The sequence below is a fragment of the Methyloceanibacter sp. genome, from assembly GCF_050728395.1.
Taxonomy (GTDB): Bacteria; Pseudomonadota; Alphaproteobacteria; order Rhizobiales; family Methyloligellaceae; genus Methyloceanibacter.
Map to the genome: position 1 here is coordinate 1 of NZ_JBOHJB010000055.1, position 19,953 is coordinate 19,953.

15 protein-coding genes, 1 tRNA gene and 1 pseudogene are annotated in these 19,953 nt (G+C 62.1%); 8 read left to right on the plus strand and 9 right to left on the minus strand.

Annotated elements, in window-relative coordinates; genetic code table 11:
- Positions 1–185: 185 nt before the first annotated feature.
- Entirely contained in the window at positions 186–1,190 is a 1,005-nt protein-coding gene (locus ACREC7_RS10875; protein WP_431555709.1) for an RluA family pseudouridine synthase, read from the minus strand.
- An 11-nt stretch (positions 1,191–1,201) separates the two neighbouring features.
- Between ACREC7_RS10875 and ACREC7_RS10880 the strand changes: the two genes are divergently transcribed.
- The 3 genes from ACREC7_RS10880 (at position 1,202) to ACREC7_RS10890 (ending at position 3,345) form a co-directional block, all read left to right on the plus strand.
- Complete coding sequence (locus ACREC7_RS10880) at positions 1,202–1,582, plus strand: hypothetical protein (protein WP_431555710.1); 381 nt, start codon at positions 1,202–1,204, stop codon at positions 1,580–1,582.
- 133 nt (positions 1,583–1,715) lie between these two features.
- Positions 1,716–1,791: transfer RNA gene (locus tag ACREC7_RS10885), tRNA-Glu, on the plus strand.
- A 51-nt stretch (positions 1,792–1,842) separates the two neighbouring features.
- The gene (locus ACREC7_RS10890; RefSeq protein ID WP_431555711.1) at positions 1,843–3,345 is read left to right on the plus strand and encodes a serine hydrolase domain-containing protein; all 1,503 of its coding nucleotides are present in this window, start codon (positions 1,843–1,845) and stop codon (positions 3,343–3,345) included.
- A 25-nt stretch (positions 3,346–3,370) separates the two neighbouring features.
- On the opposite strand, the gene ACREC7_RS10895 is transcribed toward ACREC7_RS10890, so the two are convergent.
- From ACREC7_RS10895 to ACREC7_RS10905, 3 genes are all read right to left on the minus strand, one after another.
- Entirely contained in the window at positions 3,371–5,791 is a 2,421-nt protein-coding gene (locus tag ACREC7_RS10895) for a hypothetical protein (RefSeq protein WP_431555712.1), read from the minus strand.
- A gap of 50 nt (positions 5,792–5,841) precedes the next feature.
- A complete protein-coding gene (locus ACREC7_RS10900) occupies positions 5,842–9,012 on the minus strand; it encodes an ATP-binding protein (RefSeq protein ID WP_431555713.1) in 3,171 nt (1,056 codons plus the stop codon).
- Positions 9,013–9,195: 183 nt separating this feature from the next.
- Positions 9,196–10,545, minus strand: coding sequence for a DUF2817 domain-containing protein (locus ACREC7_RS10905; RefSeq protein WP_431555714.1), 1,350 nt, complete (start codon positions 10,543–10,545; stop codon positions 9,196–9,198).
- A gap of 140 nt (positions 10,546–10,685) precedes the next feature.
- On the opposite strand from ACREC7_RS10905, the gene ACREC7_RS10910 reads away from it, so the two are divergent.
- Positions 10,686–12,134: an FAD-binding protein gene (locus ACREC7_RS10910; protein WP_431555715.1), complete on the plus strand. Its 1,449-nt coding sequence runs from the start codon at positions 10,686–10,688 to the stop codon at positions 12,132–12,134.
- A gap of 22 nt (positions 12,135–12,156) precedes the next feature.
- On the opposite strand, the gene ACREC7_RS10915 is transcribed toward ACREC7_RS10910, so the two are convergent.
- Together ACREC7_RS10915 and ACREC7_RS10920 are read right to left on the minus strand one after the other, a co-directional pair.
- Positions 12,157–13,500 (minus strand): OmpP1/FadL family transporter, encoded by a 1,344-nt coding sequence (locus ACREC7_RS10915; RefSeq protein WP_431555716.1) that lies wholly within the window; start codon positions 13,498–13,500, stop codon positions 12,157–12,159.
- Between the two features lie 155 nt (positions 13,501–13,655).
- Entirely contained in the window at positions 13,656–13,817 is a 162-nt protein-coding gene (locus tag ACREC7_RS10920) for a hypothetical protein (RefSeq protein WP_431555717.1), read from the minus strand.
- Between the two features lie 797 nt (positions 13,818–14,614).
- Between ACREC7_RS10920 and ACREC7_RS10925 the strand changes: the two genes are divergently transcribed.
- From ACREC7_RS10925 to ACREC7_RS10935, 3 genes are all read left to right on the plus strand, one after another.
- Positions 14,615–15,010 carry a hypothetical protein gene (locus ACREC7_RS10925; protein ID WP_431555718.1) on the plus strand — a complete coding sequence of 132 codons (396 nt, stop codon included), beginning with the start codon at positions 14,615–14,617 and terminating at the stop codon, positions 15,008–15,010.
- Between the two features lie 261 nt (positions 15,011–15,271).
- On the plus strand, positions 15,272–15,712 hold the full coding sequence (locus tag ACREC7_RS10930; protein ID WP_431555719.1) for a hypothetical protein: 441 nt from the start codon (positions 15,272–15,274) through the stop codon (positions 15,710–15,712).
- Positions 15,713–15,756: 44 nt separating this feature from the next.
- Entirely contained in the window at positions 15,757–16,521 is a 765-nt protein-coding gene (locus ACREC7_RS10935) for a metallophosphoesterase family protein (RefSeq protein WP_431555720.1), read from the plus strand.
- 8 nt (positions 16,522–16,529) lie between these two features.
- Here the strand turns inward: ACREC7_RS10935 and ACREC7_RS10940 are convergent, their stop codons facing one another.
- The 3 genes from ACREC7_RS10940 to cysQ all read right to left on the minus strand — a co-directional run bounded on the left by ACREC7_RS10940 (position 16,530) and on the right by cysQ (position 19,408).
- Positions 16,530–17,624: a hypothetical protein gene (locus ACREC7_RS10940; RefSeq protein ID WP_431555721.1), complete on the minus strand. Its 1,095-nt coding sequence runs from the start codon at positions 17,622–17,624 to the stop codon at positions 16,530–16,532.
- Positions 17,625–17,749: 125 nt separating this feature from the next.
- A complete protein-coding gene (locus ACREC7_RS10945; protein ID WP_431555722.1) occupies positions 17,750–18,499 on the minus strand; it encodes a DUF1134 domain-containing protein in 750 nt (249 codons plus the stop codon).
- Between the two features lie 108 nt (positions 18,500–18,607).
- The gene (cysQ, locus tag ACREC7_RS10950) at positions 18,608–19,408 is read right to left on the minus strand and encodes a 3'(2'),5'-bisphosphate nucleotidase CysQ (RefSeq protein WP_431555723.1); all 801 of its coding nucleotides are present in this window, start codon (positions 19,406–19,408) and stop codon (positions 18,608–18,610) included.
- Between the two features lie 220 nt (positions 19,409–19,628).
- Here cysQ and ACREC7_RS10955 point away from each other — a divergent pair.
- Positions 19,629–19,953 (plus strand): annotated as a pseudogene (locus tag ACREC7_RS10955) (histidine phosphotransferase); the annotation flags it as partial.

The window sequence follows — 19,953 nt, forward strand, 5'->3', positions numbered from 1 at the left end:
GGGAAATTGCCGGATCTCTTCAAGGTAGCGCGTCAGCCCGCCATGCGCGCCGACACTCGGTAGACTCTGCGAGGCCATGAGAGCACGTCTCCCGCGGCCCAACGCCGGCCGCATCTTTTCACCTTATTGCCCCCCGGCGCCCCTCTATAGAACGTTTGCCTCAAGGATTAAAGACCAGGGAAGCTTCACAGTTCCTTGAGGGCGTCCACCATCATGGCAAAATCATCGGGCAGTGGACTATTAAATTCCAGTAAGGTCCCGGTCAGCGGATGCACGAACGTTAGTGCGGCGGCGTGCAGCGCCTGGCGCTTGAAGCTTGCAAGCTTGTCCTGCGCGGCTTGCGGAAGCTTACGGAGCTTGGATTTGAAGCCGGTTCCGTAGACCGGATCCCCGATCAAGGGCGTGCCGATCGAGGCAAGATGCACCCGCACCTGGTGGGTGCGGCCGGTCTCGAGACGGCATTCGAGCAGCGAGGCGATGGTCTCGCCCCCGCGTCCGAAAGTCGCGAGCACCCGATAGTGCGTCACGGCATCGCGCCCGCCTTTGGCTACGGGCACCACCGCCATCTTGGTGCGGCTCGTCTTGTGGCGGCCGATCGGCGCCTTGATGGTGCCGTGGGGACGCGGCGGCGCGCCCCAGGCTAGGGCGAGATAGCCGCGCTCGAGCGATCCTTCACGGCCATGATCGGCGAACTGCTCGGAGAGGGCACGATGGGCCTGGTCGGTCTTGGCCACGACCAAGAGGCCGCTCGTGTCCTTGTCGAGGCGATGCACGATGCCTGGACGCGCCACGCCGCCGATACCTGAAAGGCTTGCCCCGCAATGGGCGATGAGCGCGTTGACCAGGGTGCGGTCGAAATTGCCGGCACCGGGATGGACGACGAGGCCGGCAGGCTTGTCGATCACGATGATGGCGTCGTCCTCATAGACCACGTTCAGCGGAATTGCCTGACCCACCGGCTTCGCGCTCACCGCCGGCGGCACGTCGATCCTGAAGCGGTCCCCCGGTTTGACCGGGTATTTCACGTCCTCTATGGTCGCGCGGCCGAGCGCCACGTGACCTTGCTTGATCAAAGCCTGGAGGCGGGTGCGGCTTAAGCCCGGGAAACGGCCGCTCAGGAAGCGGTCAAGCCTAAGGCCGGCGTGGCTCTCATCGGCTTCCGCCGTCAGGCGCTCGGTCGAAACAGGCATGAGGCTCAACAATGTCCGTGGTCAGCGAGCCGGAGACTAGCAGCACTTTACCGGGCACGGTGTTCACGCCGCGTCAGGTGCGCATCCTCAAGATCGCGGTCATCGTGATGGGGGTGTTGCTCGTCGGTGGTTTCGCCTTCGTGCTCGCGGCCATTGTCTATCAGGCCTCGCATCCGGCACAAGATGGGAGCGTGGCGGCCAGGCAATTGGTGCCGGGGCAGGGAGGCTTGACCATCGATCTGCCGGTGCCGCCCGGCGCTGCGGTTACCGCGATGTCGCTCGACGGAAATCGGCTCGCCGTGCATTTCAATGGCGCCGCCGGACCTGAGATCGCCGTCATCGATCTTGCAAGCGGCAAGGTCGTCGCCAATGTCAGGCTCAAGCCGCAATAGCGCTCAAGCAGCGAAGCGGTAGCGCATCAATGAAGCCCTGCGCTGAAGCAGCGAAGCGGTCGCGCATCAATAAGCCTTGATCGCCTTCATGCGCCCAAGCTATAGCTTCTCGCTCGCTTGGCCGGAACGGAACGCCCCGTTCGTCTAGTGGCCCAGGACGCTGGCCTCTCACGCCGGTAACAGGGGTTCGAATCCCCTACGGGGCGCCATTCTCTTGGATCGAAGCCGCTGCTGCGACCGCCTGAATTAGGATTGCTCCTATGCCGGCGAGACTCGCGTCATTCCCTAAGCCTTGGCTCCGGCTACTGGCGGCGGTTGTGGGTGTCGCGGCCGCCGCTACTCTGGCGGTCGCCGCTTCCTACCTCTCCCAAATGGCAGAGCCTTATTTGCGCACCGCAAAGGTAGGCTCCACAGTCCTGGCAAAAACTCTGTGCTCCGGTGTGTTCGTCTCGCATCGCGTCCCGGAGGCGGTGAGGGCTGAGGATCTGAGCGGTCCTGACTATAAGCCTCTTGAGCACTTCAAATGGAATGTCGACTTGGCCGGCAAACGCGCTAAGGCCTCCTATTGCCTTCTCGGAACGCGGGTGACCATTTCCTGCTTTATCGAGACGCAGACGGCCATTTTCCGCGATGGTCTCGGCTGCACCGTCGTTGACACGACGGAAGATGCGTTGCGTTCGCAATCGGCGGGTTTGCCCCCGCCCGCGCCTGCGTCCAATCCCGAGGCGCTTTGGCCCGACGGCGAGGGCGTCGACCTCGAGGCAATCCCCGCGGGCGTCGACCGGGCCGCGCTTGAAGCAGCGATGAAGGCCGCTTGCGCCGAGCCTGATGAAAAGCGCCCCCGAGGCACGCGCGCTCTGGTCGTTGTGTACGACGGACGCATCGTTGCCGAATGCTATGGCGCCGGCTTCGACGCCAAGATGCCCCTTCTCGGCTGGTCCATGGCCAAGACGGCAACCAACACGCTGGTAGGACTAAGGGTGCAGGACGGCAAGCTTGCGATCGCCAAACGGGCGCTGCTTGACGAGCCCGAGTGGCGCGCCGGCGGCGTCAAGAGCGGAATTGCGCTCGATGAGCTTCTGCGCATGACGAGCGGGCTTGTCTTCAATGAGGACTATGACGCCGAGGACAGCGATGTGCGGCAGATGCTCCTCAGCGAGAGCGACAAGTCAGGGTACGCAGCGGCAAGGCGCCTCAAGCACACTCCGGGCACGTACTGGGACTATTCAAGCGGGACCACGAACATTATCGCCCGCGTTCTGCGTCAGTCGTTTGCCGACGAGCAGGACTATCTGCGCTACCCGCGCGAACGGTTGTTCGTGCCGATCGGCATGTCCAGCGCGGTTTTTGAGCCGGACGCCGCGGGAATCTTCGTCGGCTCATCCTACCTTTACGCCTCGGCACGCGATTGGGCGCGGCTTGGCCTGTTATATCTGCGCGACGGGATGTGGCAGGGCAAGCGTTTGCTGCCCGAAGGTTGGGTTAAGTACAGCCTGACTCCGGCGCCACACGCCCCAGACGCGCGCTATGGTGCGCAGGTGTGGCTGAAGCTTGACTCGGGGGCGACCGGCGACTCGCCAGATCTGGGAGAGCCGCCATTTCCGGAGGACTCTTATTACATGTTGGGTCATGACGGCCAGATCGTATCGATCGTGCCGTCGCGCGATCTCGTCATCGTCCGGCTTGGGCTCACGCCGGGAAGCGCATGGGACCCGGCTCGCGTGCTCGCGCCGATCGTGCAGGCCTTTCCCCCGCGCTCATGAGGCCGGCGGGGTTCTGGGCTGGTGGTTACCGAGTGCTCGCGACGTTTGCCTTTTTCTCGAGAACTTTGACCACTTCACCGATTGCATCCTTGTTCTGCGTGATCTGGTCATCGAGATAGAGCTGAACCGGCTTGGACAGCCACCAGTTCAGCGGCACTTCAACCGGTTTGCAGGTTTCGCCGTCCATCGACAGACGGTATTGGGGGTGAACCACGATATGCACGAAGCTGACCGGCTTGTTGGGGCCCGGCCCGTCTCTTCTTGACGGGCAGAAACCTGTTCCGGCGCCATTGAAGCTGGAGAGACTCCTGAGCGCTTGGCCGCCATGGGCGTTGCGGCTGCTGAAGACACTGCTCAGCGGCCCACGAATATCCGAAAACCAATAGGTGTTCTCGGCATCGTTGATCGGCGGGTCCTCCTCACACAGGGGATCAACGTCGTCGACTTTGCAGAGCTTCGGGTCGTCCGCGGCGGTCGCCGGCTTCTCGATGCGGTGAGCGACCAGTAACTCCGGGTCGTTGGTGATCTCGATGATGAAGGGACGAAGTCCCGCCTGCTGCAATTGTTGGGCGATCTCTTGCGCGGTGGCAGCGCCGAAATTCTCGAAATAACCGCCATCGACAATGCGAGCGACGACCTTGCCCTTGCGGTTGAGGACAACACCGGGAGGCGAGATGATCGGAAACCTGGCGCTGAGCAATGCCGCGGTGGACAGAGAGATATCCCGGTCCAGTGTCCCTTCGAATTGAGCCGATTGCTCCTCCAGCTTCCGGCCTTTCTCGGAGGTTGGCGTGTCGGCGAGGAGATCGTGAAAATCGTATGCATCGGCGAAAATACGGGCTTCTGGCTGATCGTCCAATTGGACGTGGGAAGCGACGGGTGAGACGACGATGCGCCGCCCGGTGTCCACGTCGGTGCTGTTGAAAAAGAGAAGCGGAAACCATTTCATCTCGGCTCGATCTGACGCCGTCGGGCCGGCGACCTCGAGAAATGGCGCTTCCAATCCCCTGAACTCGGTCGTGTCGCAATCCGGCGCTTTGGCCTGACGGCAGAACTGCTGCTCCCAAGAGCTCTCCAACACGCCGGCACGGTCCGGAATGCGAAAGCCGAGCTTTGCGGCAATTGCCGCAGCGCCGCGAATCGCATCTTTGTAGACATAGGCCATGAGGGTCGAGGAGATGAAATCGCCGGCAAGGAGCTGTTCCATGCAGTGGCGCCAACTCGTGGGGCGATCGTTGAAATAGACGAGGCGCGAGCTGTCGGCGTCACGGCACGGATTGGATCCGTCATGCGACTCGCGCAAGGCAGCGGCAAAGAAGGCGGCGCCGGTCGAGCTGCCCGATACCGATGAGATGGCGAAGAGCTGGTTCTGAAAGTCGTTGAGCCGGGGATCTTGCCGTGTTCTGTCGAGAAGCTCCCCGAGCGTGGCCGCGGTGAAAAATCCGGCCCGGCTTGCCCCGCCCGACGCAGCGACCAAGATCGGTCTCGGACAGTTGCCTTGAGGACAGTTGACGCTCCTCCAATCGGCGATCGCCTGAGTGAGCGAGGGGCGATGAAAACGTCCGGTCGCGGCGGGCTCACTTCGCGCAGGTGAGCCATCGGGCGATGCCCACAGCATGCGAACGTCATGATTGTTGCCGGCAAAGGTCAGGAGCTCGAGGACAAGAAACAGCAGAAGAATCAACGGCGCGCGGCGCATCCGGCCGTAATATGCGAGCAAGGCAAGCAGCGGAATCCATCCGCCAATGAGCAAAGGAATGAGCGGCGCGCGAGCGAGCCCAAGCGATCCGACAGGAATAAAGAAGAGGACAACGAAAACGGCGAGGAGCGCCGCGAGCAGCATGGTCCCGACATGCTGACTGGTTCCGAAGAAGAGGGTACGGCGCCGCATAAGGAAGATCCAAATGGCGATGCACAAGACGCCGGCAATGGCAGCGATTGCATAGGCCTGATCGTCGACGTAATCGTACAATTGCGCCGCCGAGCCGGGCACTTCTGCGCCTCTGCCTTGGGGCGTGACACGAAGCACATTCCGGGCAAGAAGCGCGCCGGCGGCGATCAAGGCGAGGCACGCGGCCCCGAGCAAGCGCGGGATCCACAGTCCCCACCAGTCGACACCCGTTTGCCGTTCGCTCTCTCGCTCGGCACTGTCGGCGAAAAACGGATCGTGCTGCACATTGCGCCGGGCGGCGTAATGCACGGGCAACGCCCAGAACAGAATCGCCGAGGTGAAGAAAGCGATCCATCGAATAAGATTGTCGAATGAAAACGGGTTAGCGCCGCGCATCTCGAGAAAGGTATCGCGGACCGGCGGGATCGCGACGAAAAGGACCGCCCCGATAAGCACACTGATCACGCTCACTCGCGTGATCCAGAGCACCGTGACCGCATCGACCACGTTGCCCCACAGCCGGCCAAAGAACCGCTGGAGCCGTTGGAGTGGCATCCCGCACCCCTTTTTCACGTCGTTTCGAAGTCTGCCTCCGGCAGCGGCGGCTACTGGAGCGTCGAGAGCAATTGCCTCGCTTCGGTCAAATGCGGCGTGTCCAGGCCTTCGGTGAACCTGTCAAGAACCGGCGCGAGCAGCGTGCGCGCCTCATCGGTGCGCTTCATGTCGCGCCATAGTTTCGCAAGCGACACCGCCGCGCGAAGCTCCCACAACACCGCGCCTTGAGCTTGCGCAACCGACATTGCCTGTTGGAAAAGCCCTTCGGCTTTGGCCGCTGCCGGCTCGCCTCCTGCCAGCAAGATCAGCTCGCCCTGCTGACGGATCAATTCGGCCTTGCTCCATTGCTCGCCAGACTTGTCGGCCATGGCGATGGCCTGGATGATGGTTCCGATCGCCGCATCGACCATGCCCGCCTTTCCGAGTGCGTTCGCCAGAGAGCCTAGCCCATAGGGGACATAGGTCGAGATGCCGAGGGACACATACTCGGCGGTGCCGTTCTGAAGGATGTTGAGGCCCTCGACGACTTCGCCGTCGTCGACCATGGCCGCTCCCTGCAGGTGGCGGGCGCTGGCGAGGAACAGCGGATAGCCCTGCTCGCGCGACAGCTCGACCAATTCCACCGTTAGCTTCCGCACGGCCGCCGATTCTCCGCGCAGTTGATGCACGAATTGGCAAAACGAAAGGGCGTAGGCAGAGCTGTAGAGGTGCCCGAGCTGCCGGGCATGGTTGAGCGATTTGTTGCTAGCTTCGAGGGCCTGGTCCAAATCGCCGAGCAAGGTGTCGACCATGGAGAGGTAGGCGAGGCCGGTGGTTAGGTAATCCTCGGAATTGAGCGGAATCATCAAAGGGTGGGTCTTGACGTCGTAGAGCGCGAGCACCTGGCGCAGATAGTCGCGGGCTTGCAGCAGATCGCCGCGCAGGAACGACGTGGCGCCGAGCAGGCGAAGACCGAGCAGCTTGGCGGTGACGTCGCCATAAGTCTTGGCGTGGTCGAGAATTTCCTCGCCAATCTGCTTGGTCTTGTCGAGCTCGGTGCGCATCACATGGAAGCCGCCGACGCCGTAGAGGGTGGCAAAGAGTTTCTGCGGGCGATCGAGCTTGCGGCAAAGCTGCAGCGCCCGGTCGAAGGCTTGACCCGCCTCGGGCGCGGCATAGCCGGACGTGGCGGTGATTGCGCCGCCGATCGCCACCTGCACGTCGAGCTCCTGCTCGTCACGCTCAGGCGAGCTTGGCAGCCCGGTCAGCAGGCCGAGCGTCTTGCGAAATTGAGAGGTCGCCTCGACAAAGGCACAGGTTTCGATGGAGCGCTTCCCGGCCTTCATCCAAAACATGATGGCGTTCCGCACGTCGCCGGCCTGCGCATAGTGATGGGCAAGCAATTCCGGCTGGGTTTCCGGCATCTGGGGAAAGTGAACTTGCAGCGCTTTGGCGGTTCGCGCGTGCAACTCGCGCCGCTGCTTGAGAAGGAGGCTGTCATGCGCTGCCTCCTGCACCAGGGCATGCTTGAAGACATAGGTCGGGTCCGCCATCGAGCCGTATTGAAAGATCAACTCGGAACGCACCAATTTCTCGAGCCCGGTCTTGAGCTCCTGCGGGGTCAAACCGGAAACTTCAGCGAGCAGCCGAAGCGAGAATTCCCGGCCGATGACGGCACCGTACTGAGCGATGCGCTTTGCCGGGCCGAGCTGGTCGAGCCTTGCCATCAACGAGCCTCGCAGCGAAACCGGCAGGTCGAGCATGACGTCTCGCGCAGTCCGGCGAGAGCGGTCTTGCTTTTCGTCCAAGGCGCCCGATCCGAGGACCGATTTGGTCAACTCCTCGACATGCAGGGGCACCCCGTCGGTTCTTTGCACGATTTCTTCCAGCATGATTGGCGGAAGCGTCTTGCCTCTCGCCATCTGCTTGACCATCGCCACGCTGTAGTCACGGTCCAGCCGATCAAGGGCAATCGCCGAGGCATGCGCGGCTTTCGACCAAGCGAGCGAAATATGCTGCTCGCGCGTCGTCACCAGCAACAGGATGCGGGCCGTGCCGATGCGTTCCCAAATCAGATCGAACACCTCGCGGGAGCTCGGATCCATCCAATGCATATCTTCGACCAGCGCAAACACCGGCCGGCGACTTGCAAGTCCGACGAAGTGGTCCGCCAAGGCGGCGAGGGTTCGCTCCTTTTGCTGCCGCGGACTGATATGCAGGGCCGGATATTGGCCGTTCACGGGTATCGACAGCAGCGCGGCAAACAGCGGGAGAGCGTCCTGGGCCTCGCCGTTAGAGCTTGCCAATAGGCGCTGCAGCTTCGCGAGCTTTTGTTCGGCCGTGTCCTCGCGGCGGTGCCGGGCGGCGCGTTCGATCTCGTTGATGATCGGGTGGAAGGCGCTGCTCTGGCAGAAGGAGTGGCACTGGTACCGCAATTGTATGTGCGGCTCGCTGGTCAAGCGCTCACTGAACGACTCGGCAAGGCGCGACTTGCCGATGCCTGCTTCGCCCGCGAGCAGAACCGATTGTCCTTTGCCCGCTTTCGCACGATGCCAGCATTCCAAGAGACTCTTGGTCTCTTCTTCCCGGTCCACAAGGGGAATGGATCCTCGGCGGTGCGTCGCCTCGAAACGCGTCAGGCCCTCCAAGGGTTGGACGACGCGCCAGGCGATCGTGGGCTCGGAAAATCCCTTGAATTGGTGAGGACCGAGATTCTCGCACTCGAATCGCTCGCCCAACAGCAGCCGCGTCTGGGAGGTAATCAAAACCGAATTGGGCTCCGCCAGACTTTGCAGCCGCGCAGCAAGATTTGGGGTCTGACCGACGACAGCGTGCTGTTCGGTGGCTCCGGCTCCTGCGATATCTCCGGCGACGACCAGGCCGCTTGCCACGCCGATCCGCACCGCCAGGCTGACGCGTTGGTCGTGGCTGAGCGAATCGTTGATCTCGGGCAGAGCCTCGATGATGCCGAAGGCAGCGCGGATGGCTCGCTCGGCGTCATCCTCGTGCGACTCAGGGTAGCCGAAATAGACGAGAACGCCGTCGCCGACATACCGGGCGAGATACCCGCCAAAGCGGTCGACGACCGCGGCACAGGTCTTCTGATAGGCACCGATAATCTCGCGGAAATCTTCGGGATCAAGCTGGGCTGAAAGCGCAGACGACCCCACCAAGTCGCAGAACATCACGGTGAGGTGGCGACGCTCTGCTCCGAAGGAGGGATCTTTCAATTCCAGTCCCATCACGCCACGCCTCCTGCCTCACGACGCGCAGGTGGTACGTATCGCCCTCGCTCCTTAAGGCAGACGCGTTGCAATTTAATCACGAAATCAATCTCAAGGGCATCATTGATATTACCCTGGACCCACCATCTTCAGCGCGCGCGCGTGCTTGGCTGGGGCCCGGCTAGCGCAATCGGTTATCGCTTACCTTGGCGCGGCCGAGCTGCCGTCGTCGGACTGTCCAGTTGGCTCGGCTATGACGGCTCGCATGTACCTTTCGATCGCCCGGCAGGAATAGTCGGCGTGCTCATCCAGAAGTTGAAGATAGGTCTTACTGCCCCCTTTTGTATCGATGCTTTCGTCGGTCGGGTTGAAGATGGTGAACGCCTGCTTCCTAAGTTCTTGGGCAACGTCCCCCTTGAAAAGCGGTGTGCCCCCTTGGTTGCGCGTCAGTTGTTGGCCCATCAAGACCGCGCAAATAGAGGCGGTATCGCCTTCGGCGCCGACCTCGGCCGTCAGGTAGCTATTTGTTCCCGAGCCGGCCTGAGGCTGCCGGTCGGGTTCGACGTGGCGCAGCCAGACGTTTTCGTCATTGCAGGTCTTAAAGCTCGGGTCGAGATCGAGATGCTGCATCTCGCCCGGCGTGAAGACCTGATCACTCAGTAGGCTGACCAATCGCTTGCTGTCTTGATCCGTTGAATCTCCCATGAGTTGGAGGTGCCCGGAGGAGCCGTAGCCGGTGTGCCAGGTGATGGTCAGCGAGTGGCGGTGCGCGCCTTCGCCCTGGTAAAATTGCCTGGAAAAATCTTCATAGAGCTTGCACTCGGGTTGCAGTTCTCGTCCTGCGAAGTAGATGCCGTTAGGGTCGTCGGTCTGACCCCTGAGGGCCTTCTCCCCGAAGCTTTGCGCATGAAATCCCCCATTGTAGATCGCTACAGCCGACACTCCGATCTTGCACCACGTGAGGCTTACAGGTGCATCGCGTTGGACCAGCCAATCAAACAGCCACTTCATCGCGCCGTATTCTTTGTTGGGTTTGCCTCCTTCGCAGACGTCGAACTCTCCGCCGACTCTGGCGCCTCCGCAGTTGCGGTTGAGGTCCACGTTGTTGCCGTTGAACCGGCTCCCATTCTTGAAGCCCCATGGGTTGAGCGAGTGCGTCACGACGAACGTCGTTTCCTCGAGCAACTCTTTGGGCAGGCTCGGCAGGCACTTGCTGAGGAAGCGCTGTTCCATATAGCTGCCGGTCGGCGTTTCGAGACCGTGAGCGCCCGAATTGATTTGGATCACCAGGGATTTTTTCTTTGTCGCCGGGATGACCAATGCGTCCATGGTGAGATCATCGTTTTGGCCACCAGGGTATTCGACCTTCAGCGGTTCCAGGCGGGGACCAATCTCCGCGCTGCCATAACGTTGGCTTGAAACAATCTCATTCGCCACGTCCCTGAATGCCTGGCGAGATTTTCCATAGTCGAACTCGAGCTGCGGCTCGGCCGCCTCGACGGCGGCGTTGGCAAAAACGGCTAGCGACACAAGTGCGAGATTTCTAAACATCATCGCTCTTTACCCGGCACTATGCGAATATAGCACGATACGAGTTGCAACGCTGCGACGGCCCAAGAGGCTCTCTACGCCTTCAGGGGATTGCGACCTCGCGATTGTTCAGGTCGATCCCGGAACGGGGGGCATTGGCGATGACAAAACCTTTCGTAAACGAGTGGAGGAATGTCAGCTTCAGGCCGGCGCGGGTCGAGCGGCCGGAAAGCGTCGAAGCCATAATGGCCATCGTCAACCAGGCGCGCGCCGACGGCCAAAAAATCAAAGTGGTCGGGGGCGGCCACTCGATGAACAACATCTTCAAGACCGACGGTGTTCTTGTCAGTCTCTGCAAATTGAATCGGATCGTGTCGATCGATCCGCAAAACTACACAGTGGAAGTCGAGGCGGGCATGGCGCTTGGCGATGCGATCGTCGCTTGCGCCAACAAGGGGCTGCACTTTCCCTCCCTCGGATCGTGGTACGGCCAATCGATCGCCGGCGCGATCGCAACGTCGACCCATGGCAGCAGCCTGAGCCATGGCTCGCTTTCCGACATGGTTCTCGAAGTGGAGGCGGTGTTCGCCAACGGCACCTTGAGAAAATTTTCCGGCGATGACGACGACATGAAAGCGATGCGCTGTCATCTCGGGCGGCTCGGCATCCTGACCAAGGTCAAGCTGCAACTCGGCCCGGCATTTTCGCTCAATTGCGCGATCACGCGGCTTCCCTGCCGCGCGGCTTTCCGGCAAATCCTAAGCACGGCGCGCGCGCAGGAATACGTCAACATGCTGTGGATCCCCGATTTCGACATGGCGGATCTCCGGGTGTTGACCCGGCTGCCGTTACGTCCACGCAATCAGGCGGCGCTCAATCTCGAACACTCCTACATGAAGAAGAGCATGCTTTGCCTTCGCCTCGAAGACGTCGGGTCCTTCTTCTCAAGTCACCTCTACCAGCTCCTGCCGAAATGCTACGGCATGCGCTATTGCCGTTTGGTCCAGGAATCATTTTTCGAAGACCAGGGGGTGATCGACAATTCCTACCGGGTTTTTCTCTACGACCTCTATCGCGAGCCGACTGAGAACCACCGGCTGCGCATGATCCTGAATGTGGAATACGCGTTCGACGTGGAATGTCTTCCCGAGCTGCTGACAAAAATGCGGACCAAGCTTACCGAGTTTCGCGTCAAGGGCAGCTACCTCAATTATCCGCGGATCAATGTCCGGTTTGCGCCAAAGAGCGATGCAACCCTGATCGGCATGAACGCCGACCGCGACACGGCCTATGTCGGCATCTATGTGCTTGGGTCGGTGCAGCACCGCCGGCAGATTCCCATCGCCGAGGCGATTGAGAACATATTCATTGAGCACCACGGCCGTCCCCATTGGGGCAAGTATCGTTACCTCACATCGCCGAAGTATAAGGAGACCTACACCGGACTTGCGGCCTTCGAAGCGGTGCGCAGCAAGCTCGATCCGGACGGCATGTTCTCGGCCAAGACCGATATGTATGACGACCTCAACCGGTTCGAAACGCCCCCGATCGGCGCGATGATCCGGTCAGTTTTTAGCTCAGAGGACTATTGGCAGATCAGGCTGCTGTGAGGGCGGCGTTCAGAGGCGACCCCTATTTCAGCGCCTCGGGCGCAGGAGGGGCTCCGCCCCAACGCCATCTCCAGCCGACCGAAACGATGTCGGCGCTGACATTCGCCTCGCCAATCAAGGGCGGAACGTTCTGCAGCTGGACCGCAGCGGGCAGGCGCTCGAAGGGTGCATCGTCTTCAAAGAATCCGTGGCTGTAGGCAAAGTCGAGAGAGCTGTTTTCTCCCAGCCGGTAGGTGAGCCCGCCACTCACCCAGGTGTGATTGCTGTCGGGAACCTGCACCAGCCGTGTCGTTGGGCCATCCACCGGCGAAATTTCGTAGGAGACGCCGGTCCGCAGGGTCAGGCGGGGCGACCAGTCGAATTCGCCGCCGAGGGCGAACATCCAGCCGTCGCGCCAGTTGAATACGATGTTGGCCACAGGCTCACCCGCCTCGAGCGGCGGAAAGGGCCCGCCCAAGCGAATGGGAACCACGCCAAGCCTGCTCCAGTTGGCCCAATCGACCGTTCCAAGCAAACGTGCTCGCGGCGACACGGACTGCCGAAAACTGAAGGTGAGCTTGTCGGGCAGGTCGATTTCGGCCTCGGCCGGCGTCTCGAACACACGCAGTCCGACAAGCTTTGCCGTGTCGGGATTGAAGCGAAGTCGGAAATTCCCCCTCAAATTGTGATCGATCGACGAGCGGAAGCCAAGCCCGAGGGACGTTCCCGGATTGGGGCTGAAGTTGACGCCGGCCACTACGCCGGTCCCGATGTTGTCGCCATCAATGTTCGATCCCCCGGCTGGCGTCGCGGCGCGCAGCTCAAGCAGATCGAAATATTGAAACTGCACGCCGATCCCAAGCGATAGGCCCGGGACCACCTCGTAGGAGATGGAGGGCGTGGCGTTGATGGTGAAAATCTTGCTGGTTACGGCTTCGTATTTGCCGGCCCAGTTCACATCATCGGGCTTGGTCACGAGGCCGAAAGGCGCCGTGATGCTGAGACCGAGGACCGTCCGGGCGCTCGCCCGCAAGGCATAGAAGCTCGCGGCGACGAGAGAATTCCTGCCGACATCGACCTTGTCGGCCCCTGGCGGTGGAAGTTGAACGTCGGGATTGAGCACGGTGAGGTTCGCTTCGGGAAAGACCCCGGCATAGCTCGACTCGGAGGACAGGCCCCAGCCGGCAAAGGCGGAGGCTGCCGGGTTCCAGGAGATCGACGCGAGGCTCAGTCCGCCGGCCGCGGCGCCCGCAAACGACATGCCTTGGAAGTAGGCGGATTGTTGAACCTCAAAGCCGCCGGCGAGGGCGGGGGACGTGGGAAGAGCGATGAGAGCCGCGAGAACCGGCCAGAGCCAAGCCTGTGAGGTGTGAGCCGAAGGCCGCATACGCTGTCCCCCAATGCGCGGCGCACGACGAGCCAATTCCCTCATCGAAACCAAGAGTCTAGTAGTGCGGTTCCCCCGTCACAATCAAAGAGCGACTCGATTTCCTCCGCGAGCGGAGAATCTGAGGGCGCTGTGCCCAAGTTGCCACAGAGCGCTCAGTCCCCGGCGGCCTGCGGCGCGCGGTACTTCTGGTCGATCCATTCACCGCACCATGCCGCGGCGAGCGTCAGCGGCCATTCCGAGCTCGCCGTATTCTGGGCATCTTCGCCGTCGCGGACCATGACCACCTGCGGGGGGTAGCGTCTGCACTCTCCCATGGTGGCCACGTTCTCGTTCTGCTCCCAGTACAGGCATTTTCCGCATTGAGCGTTAAGTGGTCCGGCTATGAGGGGTTCCATCGCGGGCTTCTCCCTTGGAACAGGCGCAAAGAATGGAGCGATCAAGGCTGCTCAGTCAGGTCTCGGCGTCAAGAGCAGAGGCGCTCTCCGCCTCGTTTCATCGCGTAAAGTGCGCGTAGAAGAGCGGTGAGCTTGCCAGAGTTGTGGATATCGCTCTGCATCGTTGGGAATTTCCCCGAGAAATCCTGCAAGCTCTTGCTCTCGATTTGGGCAATTCCGGCAAAAATTGCCGCGGGCAGTGGCAAATATCTGGCTTCTGTTGCCGCGCAGCTTCGCTGCCCTAGTGTTCCTGAAGCTGCGGCCAAAATAGCGCTTGCATGCTACTATTTTGCAGTGCAGCATTGCAATTGCGAAGGGCTAGTTCAACGGAAGCGGTCCTGAGAGCAGTGTAGGAAGCAGGCTTGGTATGGCGAAAAAAGTAAGATTTTTTAGGCCATTGGCCGTTCGGATGCCGGCCTTTTCGGCAGCATGCTGCGTCGGCGCAACGCCTGCAACCCAATCGCTTTTTTTGCGTTGCAACATAGCAAGCGGCAGCAAGGAGAAATAACCAAAATGCCGTGGCAAGGGAGTTACGCCTTTCGGGAGGAGGTGCTGATCAGGCGACTCTATTAGAGGACACGACAATGCCGACGAAGCTCACCCTGTCTGTGATGGCGGGCTTGCTCTTCCCTCTCCAAGTTGTGGCGCAATCCCCGATTCCCCCGCACATGGTCCCGATGCCGGCGGCAGTCGTCCTGATCGTCTGTAAGACCGTCGTCGGCGAACCTCCCGACCAAAACGCCGAATACACCAAGGCTGAGAATCGCGAGTGGGCGACGGAGCACGCCATGATGGTCTGCCGCCGCGAAGAGGTGCAGATGTACGATCGCGCCGTGGATGGCGGCGCCGATTCTCAGCCCTTCAACGAGCAGCGCTGCCAGCGCTCGGCCATGATGCTCGGTCCCCAATGGGACGCATCGCACCAGTCGTCGTCCTACCGCTTCTGGCGCGTGGCATGCCCGGTTCCCATCGTGCGCAAGAACGATGACGGGAGCGAGGACATCATCGCCTGGAAGCTGCCCGACTGCGGACACCGCGATACGGTGGTGTGCGAAGTCGATACCGCGATCTAACGAATTCGAGCGTTGAAGAGGGCGCCGGCACGCGGGCGAGGTTGTGCGGCTCGCTGCCCGCGACGCCTTGGGAAAGCGCCCGTACAGCCTCTGCCAGAGGTCTGATTGATGTTGCCAGGGGCCCCGCCCGGGGCGCAATATTTGACTCCGAGGGCGAGTCCGAGCCTTGGCGTCTCCGGCAAAAGGACGCCCGCTTGACATGCATCGCTGCTGGAATGCGGCGGCTCCTGGTCTAGGCTCCCCCGGCGGGAGGATGTCATAATGCCCGTCTGGCTCAAGATCGCGGCCGGCGCCCTACTTGGCGCCTCGCTGATCGGGCTGGCCGGATTGCAGGGCGCTTCCAAGAAGCTCGGCCCCCTCGTCCAGGAACACGGCACGACCTATTACAGCAACGATGGGCCGGTGTCGCCGCCGGTCATCTGCAAGCCTCTCAGCACGATCCTTGCCGCGATCAAGCAGGTCCACGCCAAATACGATTATCTCGCCGGCGGCGATCTCAAAACCTTCGAGGACCAAGCCCGCGATCTCAAGGGCCTGCCGCCGCTCGACGCCGATGAGCTTTACGTCATCACCGAGGATGACCAATTGCGCAATGGCGAGATGGTGCTGTTCATCGGGCTCAAGGCGAAATGCGTGAGCACGGTCTTCGGGTTCCCCGCCAAGCTGTATCATGAGATCCTGAGCGCGGCCCGGAACGCGTGAGGATTGAGCGCGCCTTGCGCCGGCGGCCTAGGGTAGGATGGCCGGTGGACCACGCTTCCTCGATCGGTTTGCCCACCTTGGATCATCCATCCTTGCCGCAAGGCCAGCTCGTTTATGCCGTAGGCGACATTCACGGCAGGGCTGATCTGCTTGCGTTGATGCTGGCCAAGATCGCGTCCGACGTGACGCGAAGGGGAGAGGCAGAGCGGCAGACGCTTGTGTTCCTTGGCGACTACATCGACCGAGGGCCGGAGAGCAAACAGGTGGTCGATCTGCTGCTCGCCGGGCTGCCGGGAGGGTTCGAGGCGCATTTTCTCAAGGGCAATCACGAGGCGATCATGCTCGATTTCCTCGAGGACCCGTCCTTTCTCGCCCAATGGCTCGCCAACGGCGCCGATGCCACCTTCCGCTCCTATGACGTTGATGTCGCCGCGCTGATCCGCAAAAGCGCCCCGCCGGAGGCTTGGCGCCGAGCGTTCCTCGCCTCTCTCCCCGAGGCGCATCGCTATTTCTTCGATACCCTCGAGCTTGCCGTGTCGTTCGGCGACTATCTGTTCGTCCATGCCGGCGTGAGGCCGGGGGTGCCGCTCGAAGCGCAGGACCCAATGGACCTCGTCTGGATCCGCGGGCCGTTCCTCAAGTCAGACCAGGATTTCGGAAAGATCGTGGTGCATGGCCACACGCCGACCCCGGCACCTGAGATCCGCGCCAACCGGATCGGCATCGACACGGGCGCAGTCTTCACCGACCGGCTGACGGCGCTCAGGCTCGAAAACGGCTCAAGGGAATTGTTGCAAGTGGACGCGTGAGCGGCGGTTCAGCTGTCCGGCGATTCAGCGGACAGGTTCTTCAAGCGCTCGCTCAAACTTCCGGTCCGGCGCCCTCTTGCGCCGCGGCGCCGCGCCTTGCGGGCGGACAGAAGCTTGGCAAGCGATCCTGTCGCCTCGGGCTCGGCTTCGGCCTCCTCGTGGCTCGCATCCTCCACGGAACGTGCCTCCAAGGGCTCACGCGGCCGCCCCGCGGCAAGCGGCGCGGGAGGTGGAGGCTCGTCGCGGGCATCGCCTCCATTCTTGCCGGCGAAGGCCGTCTCGGGCCCAAAATGAGGCTCGCGCCCGCCGTGTTCGAAGGCAGGAGGCGGGGCCGAGGGTGGCACGAAGTCAGGCAGCCTTGTGCCTTGTGCCTTGGCCACGGCGAGGACCTGGCTCGCGAGCTTGCCGAGCTCGTCGCGCAAAAGACCGTTTTCGTTGCCGCCGATCCGTCCGTCGGCGAGTTCCTGCTTGAGCTTGGACAGCTCGGCGCTCAGCCGCCGGTTTTCCTTGGCGAGTGTCGCATCGGACTTCGCCGAACGGCGGGACGAAACCGCCTCGCCTTCCAACGCGCCGCGCAATTGATCGATGTCGCCACGCTGGGAGTTGAGCGTCGAGCGCGCAAGCTTCAGGGCTTCGGCCTGGGCGCCAGCCGTGTTGCGAAGCTCGGTATTAGCCGCCTCGAGCTCGGCCATCGCTTCCTTCGCGGCTTTGAGCCTGCCTTCGAGCTCCGGCAACCGGCGCCGGATGGTCTGCTCGAGCACCCGGTTGGCGTTTTCCTTCTCGTTCAGGCGCCCTTTGATGCCCTCAAGCTCGGCGTTGATCTCCGAGATCTCGACCCGGCGCTTATTGGCTTCGACCAATTCGCGTGCCGCCTTGTCCTTCGCCTTTTCCAACGCCACCTCGACCCGGCGAAGCTCGATGGCAAACTCGGCGCGCAGCTGATCCTTGTCGGCCTGGATATCGGCGGCCGACATCGGCAACGTCATCTCGATCCGCCGCGCGGTAAGACGTACGGCACGTTTCCAGAAAGCAGGGGCGACCATCAGCGCAAGCAGGCTCGCAAGCAGAAATCCGAGCGCCACATACATGCCAATGTCGATCATCGGAACCTGCGCTCCTAAGGGTCACGCCGAAAGGCGCGGGAAGTAGCGAGGCGGGCCATCGGCCGGCGCTCAAAAGGGCAGGGCGTGTGCCGCGCGGCCCTGGTTAAGACTTCCTTAGCGCCAATCTAGAACGGATTCCAGGTCGGCTCTCGGGTATATTTCAGGTACCCGATATTGGCGCCAAGCCGCAATCCGAGGCCAGACCGGATCGGGGCAAGAATAACGTGGCTGTCGGCCAGGAATGTGACCCCGACGCCGCCGACGAGATAGGCCGAGCCGTCAACGCCTGCAAAAGCGCTGTAAATCTCCCCAGGGGCACGCAGATTATAGACGAGGACCATGGTCTTAGAGCCCTCGGCGCCGAGATCGTAGCCGACCGAGGGACCTTGCCAATAAAGGTGATGCTCGCCCGCATCCTTGGTGTAGAGCGTGCCTTCGCCATAGCGAAGCCCGGCAATGATGGCTCCCCCGGCCTCCTCGCCGAGAATGTAGCCGTTCGGCCTACCGGCGCGCTGGAAGGTGTATTCGATCGCTTTTGCAAGCCCCATGGACACCGAGCCGAAGAAGCGGTGGCCGGCGTCCTTGATCTCCTCGGCGGAAAAGGTGCCGCGGCCATTGGGCGGCGGCGGAACAGTGGCCGGATCGCCCGGTAGCGGAGCCGACGCGCCCGGAGCGGGCTCATAGGGGACGCCGGGGCCACCCGGATCGCCCTGTGGTGGCGGCAACTGCTCCCCGCGCGGCTGCGGTGTGATGACCATGGGCTGGTCGTCGGCCTGGGCAAGCTTGATCCCGCCTCGTGGCATGGTTTCCCCAGCCCAGGCAGCGGCGGAAAGGAGCAGAATCGCGGCGAGCGCGGCTGCCGACAGTCTGATCATGGCAAATCCCCGTTGGCTTTCGAAGCCATGTCCGGACCCAACGCGCGGGTCCGGTTCCCGTTCGCCATGATTTGCTTAAACTGTTACTAAACAGTGGCCAGCCGGCCCTCAGGCTACCGCGGCCTTTTGGCCCCAGGCGACAAAGCCCGGATTGAGCAGGCCCGTCTCGGTCTTACCGTAGCGGAGCGGCTTTCCCTCGGCATCGACCACGGTGCCGCCGGCGGCCACCAAAACTGCGTGGCCGGCTGCCGTGTCCCACTCCATGGTTGGCCCAAAGCGCGGATAGACGTCGGCCAGCCCCCTCGCGACTTCAAGAAACTTCAGCGCGGACCCTGCGTCGGACCTGCCCGCGATCTTGAGCTTGGCGAGGAAGGACTCGGTGGCAGGATCGAGATGGGAGCGGCTGACCACGGCGACCAGACCATCGGGGGAGGGCGTGCGCACATGCAAGGTCCGGCAATCGAGGGCGGCGAGGTCGGCGCCACGTTCGCTCGGCTCGACCGTCACCTCGATCGCTTTGCCTGAAGCGGGCGTCGTGGCGAGCAGCGATCGTGCGGGAGCATAGACCAGGCCGAAGCGAGCGATGCCATCCTCGACCAGGGCAATGTTGACGGTGAAATCCGACCGCTTCTGGATGAACTCCTTGGTGCCGTCGAGCGGATCGACCAGGAAGAAGCGGGAGCCGAGCGGTGCCGTGCGATCAGTGGCGATTTCCTCCGACACCACGGGAACGTCCGGGGCGAGCCGATGCAGGGCTTCAAGCACGATCGCCTCCGACGCCTTGTCGGCTTGGGTGATAGGGCTCTGGTCGGCTTTCAGCTCGACCTTGGTGCCCTCGCGATAGTACCGCATGATGGCGGCGCCGGCCCTGACAGCGGCGTCGGTCAGAAGCGTAGCGGCAAGGGCCACGTCGAAATCGTTGGCCCGTCGTCCTTGAGGTGTGTGTCGTTCTTGAGTTGTGTGTCTTGGGGCTGACAAGGCAAGATGCTTTCTTGATGTATTGATTCGTTTCGTTAAGCGCATCGATGCGGAACGAGCAACGGGCCGCGCCGCCTCGATCTAGCAGATTTGGCATGGGGACCCCGCGTCATTTTTCGGCGAGGGGCCAATTTTGTTTCGGGGGAAGACGATGAGCGAAGAGGCCATGATCGGCGATCTCGAGCTTGCGGCGCTGATCTCAAGCCGCATCTGCCACGATGTGATCAGTCCGGTTGGCGCCATTGCCAACGGCCTCGAAATGCTCGACGAGGAGCAGGACGAGTCGATGCGCGAGCAGACCATGGACCTCATCCGCAAGAGCGCACGCCAGGCCTCGGCCAAGCTCCAATTCGCGCGGCTTGCCTTTGGCGCGGCGGGATCGGCCGGCGCCGAGATCGACTTGCGCGACGCGGAAAGGGTCGCGAGAGACTTCGTGCAAGGGGGCAAGCATGCTCTCTCCTGGCAGGGGCCGCCGG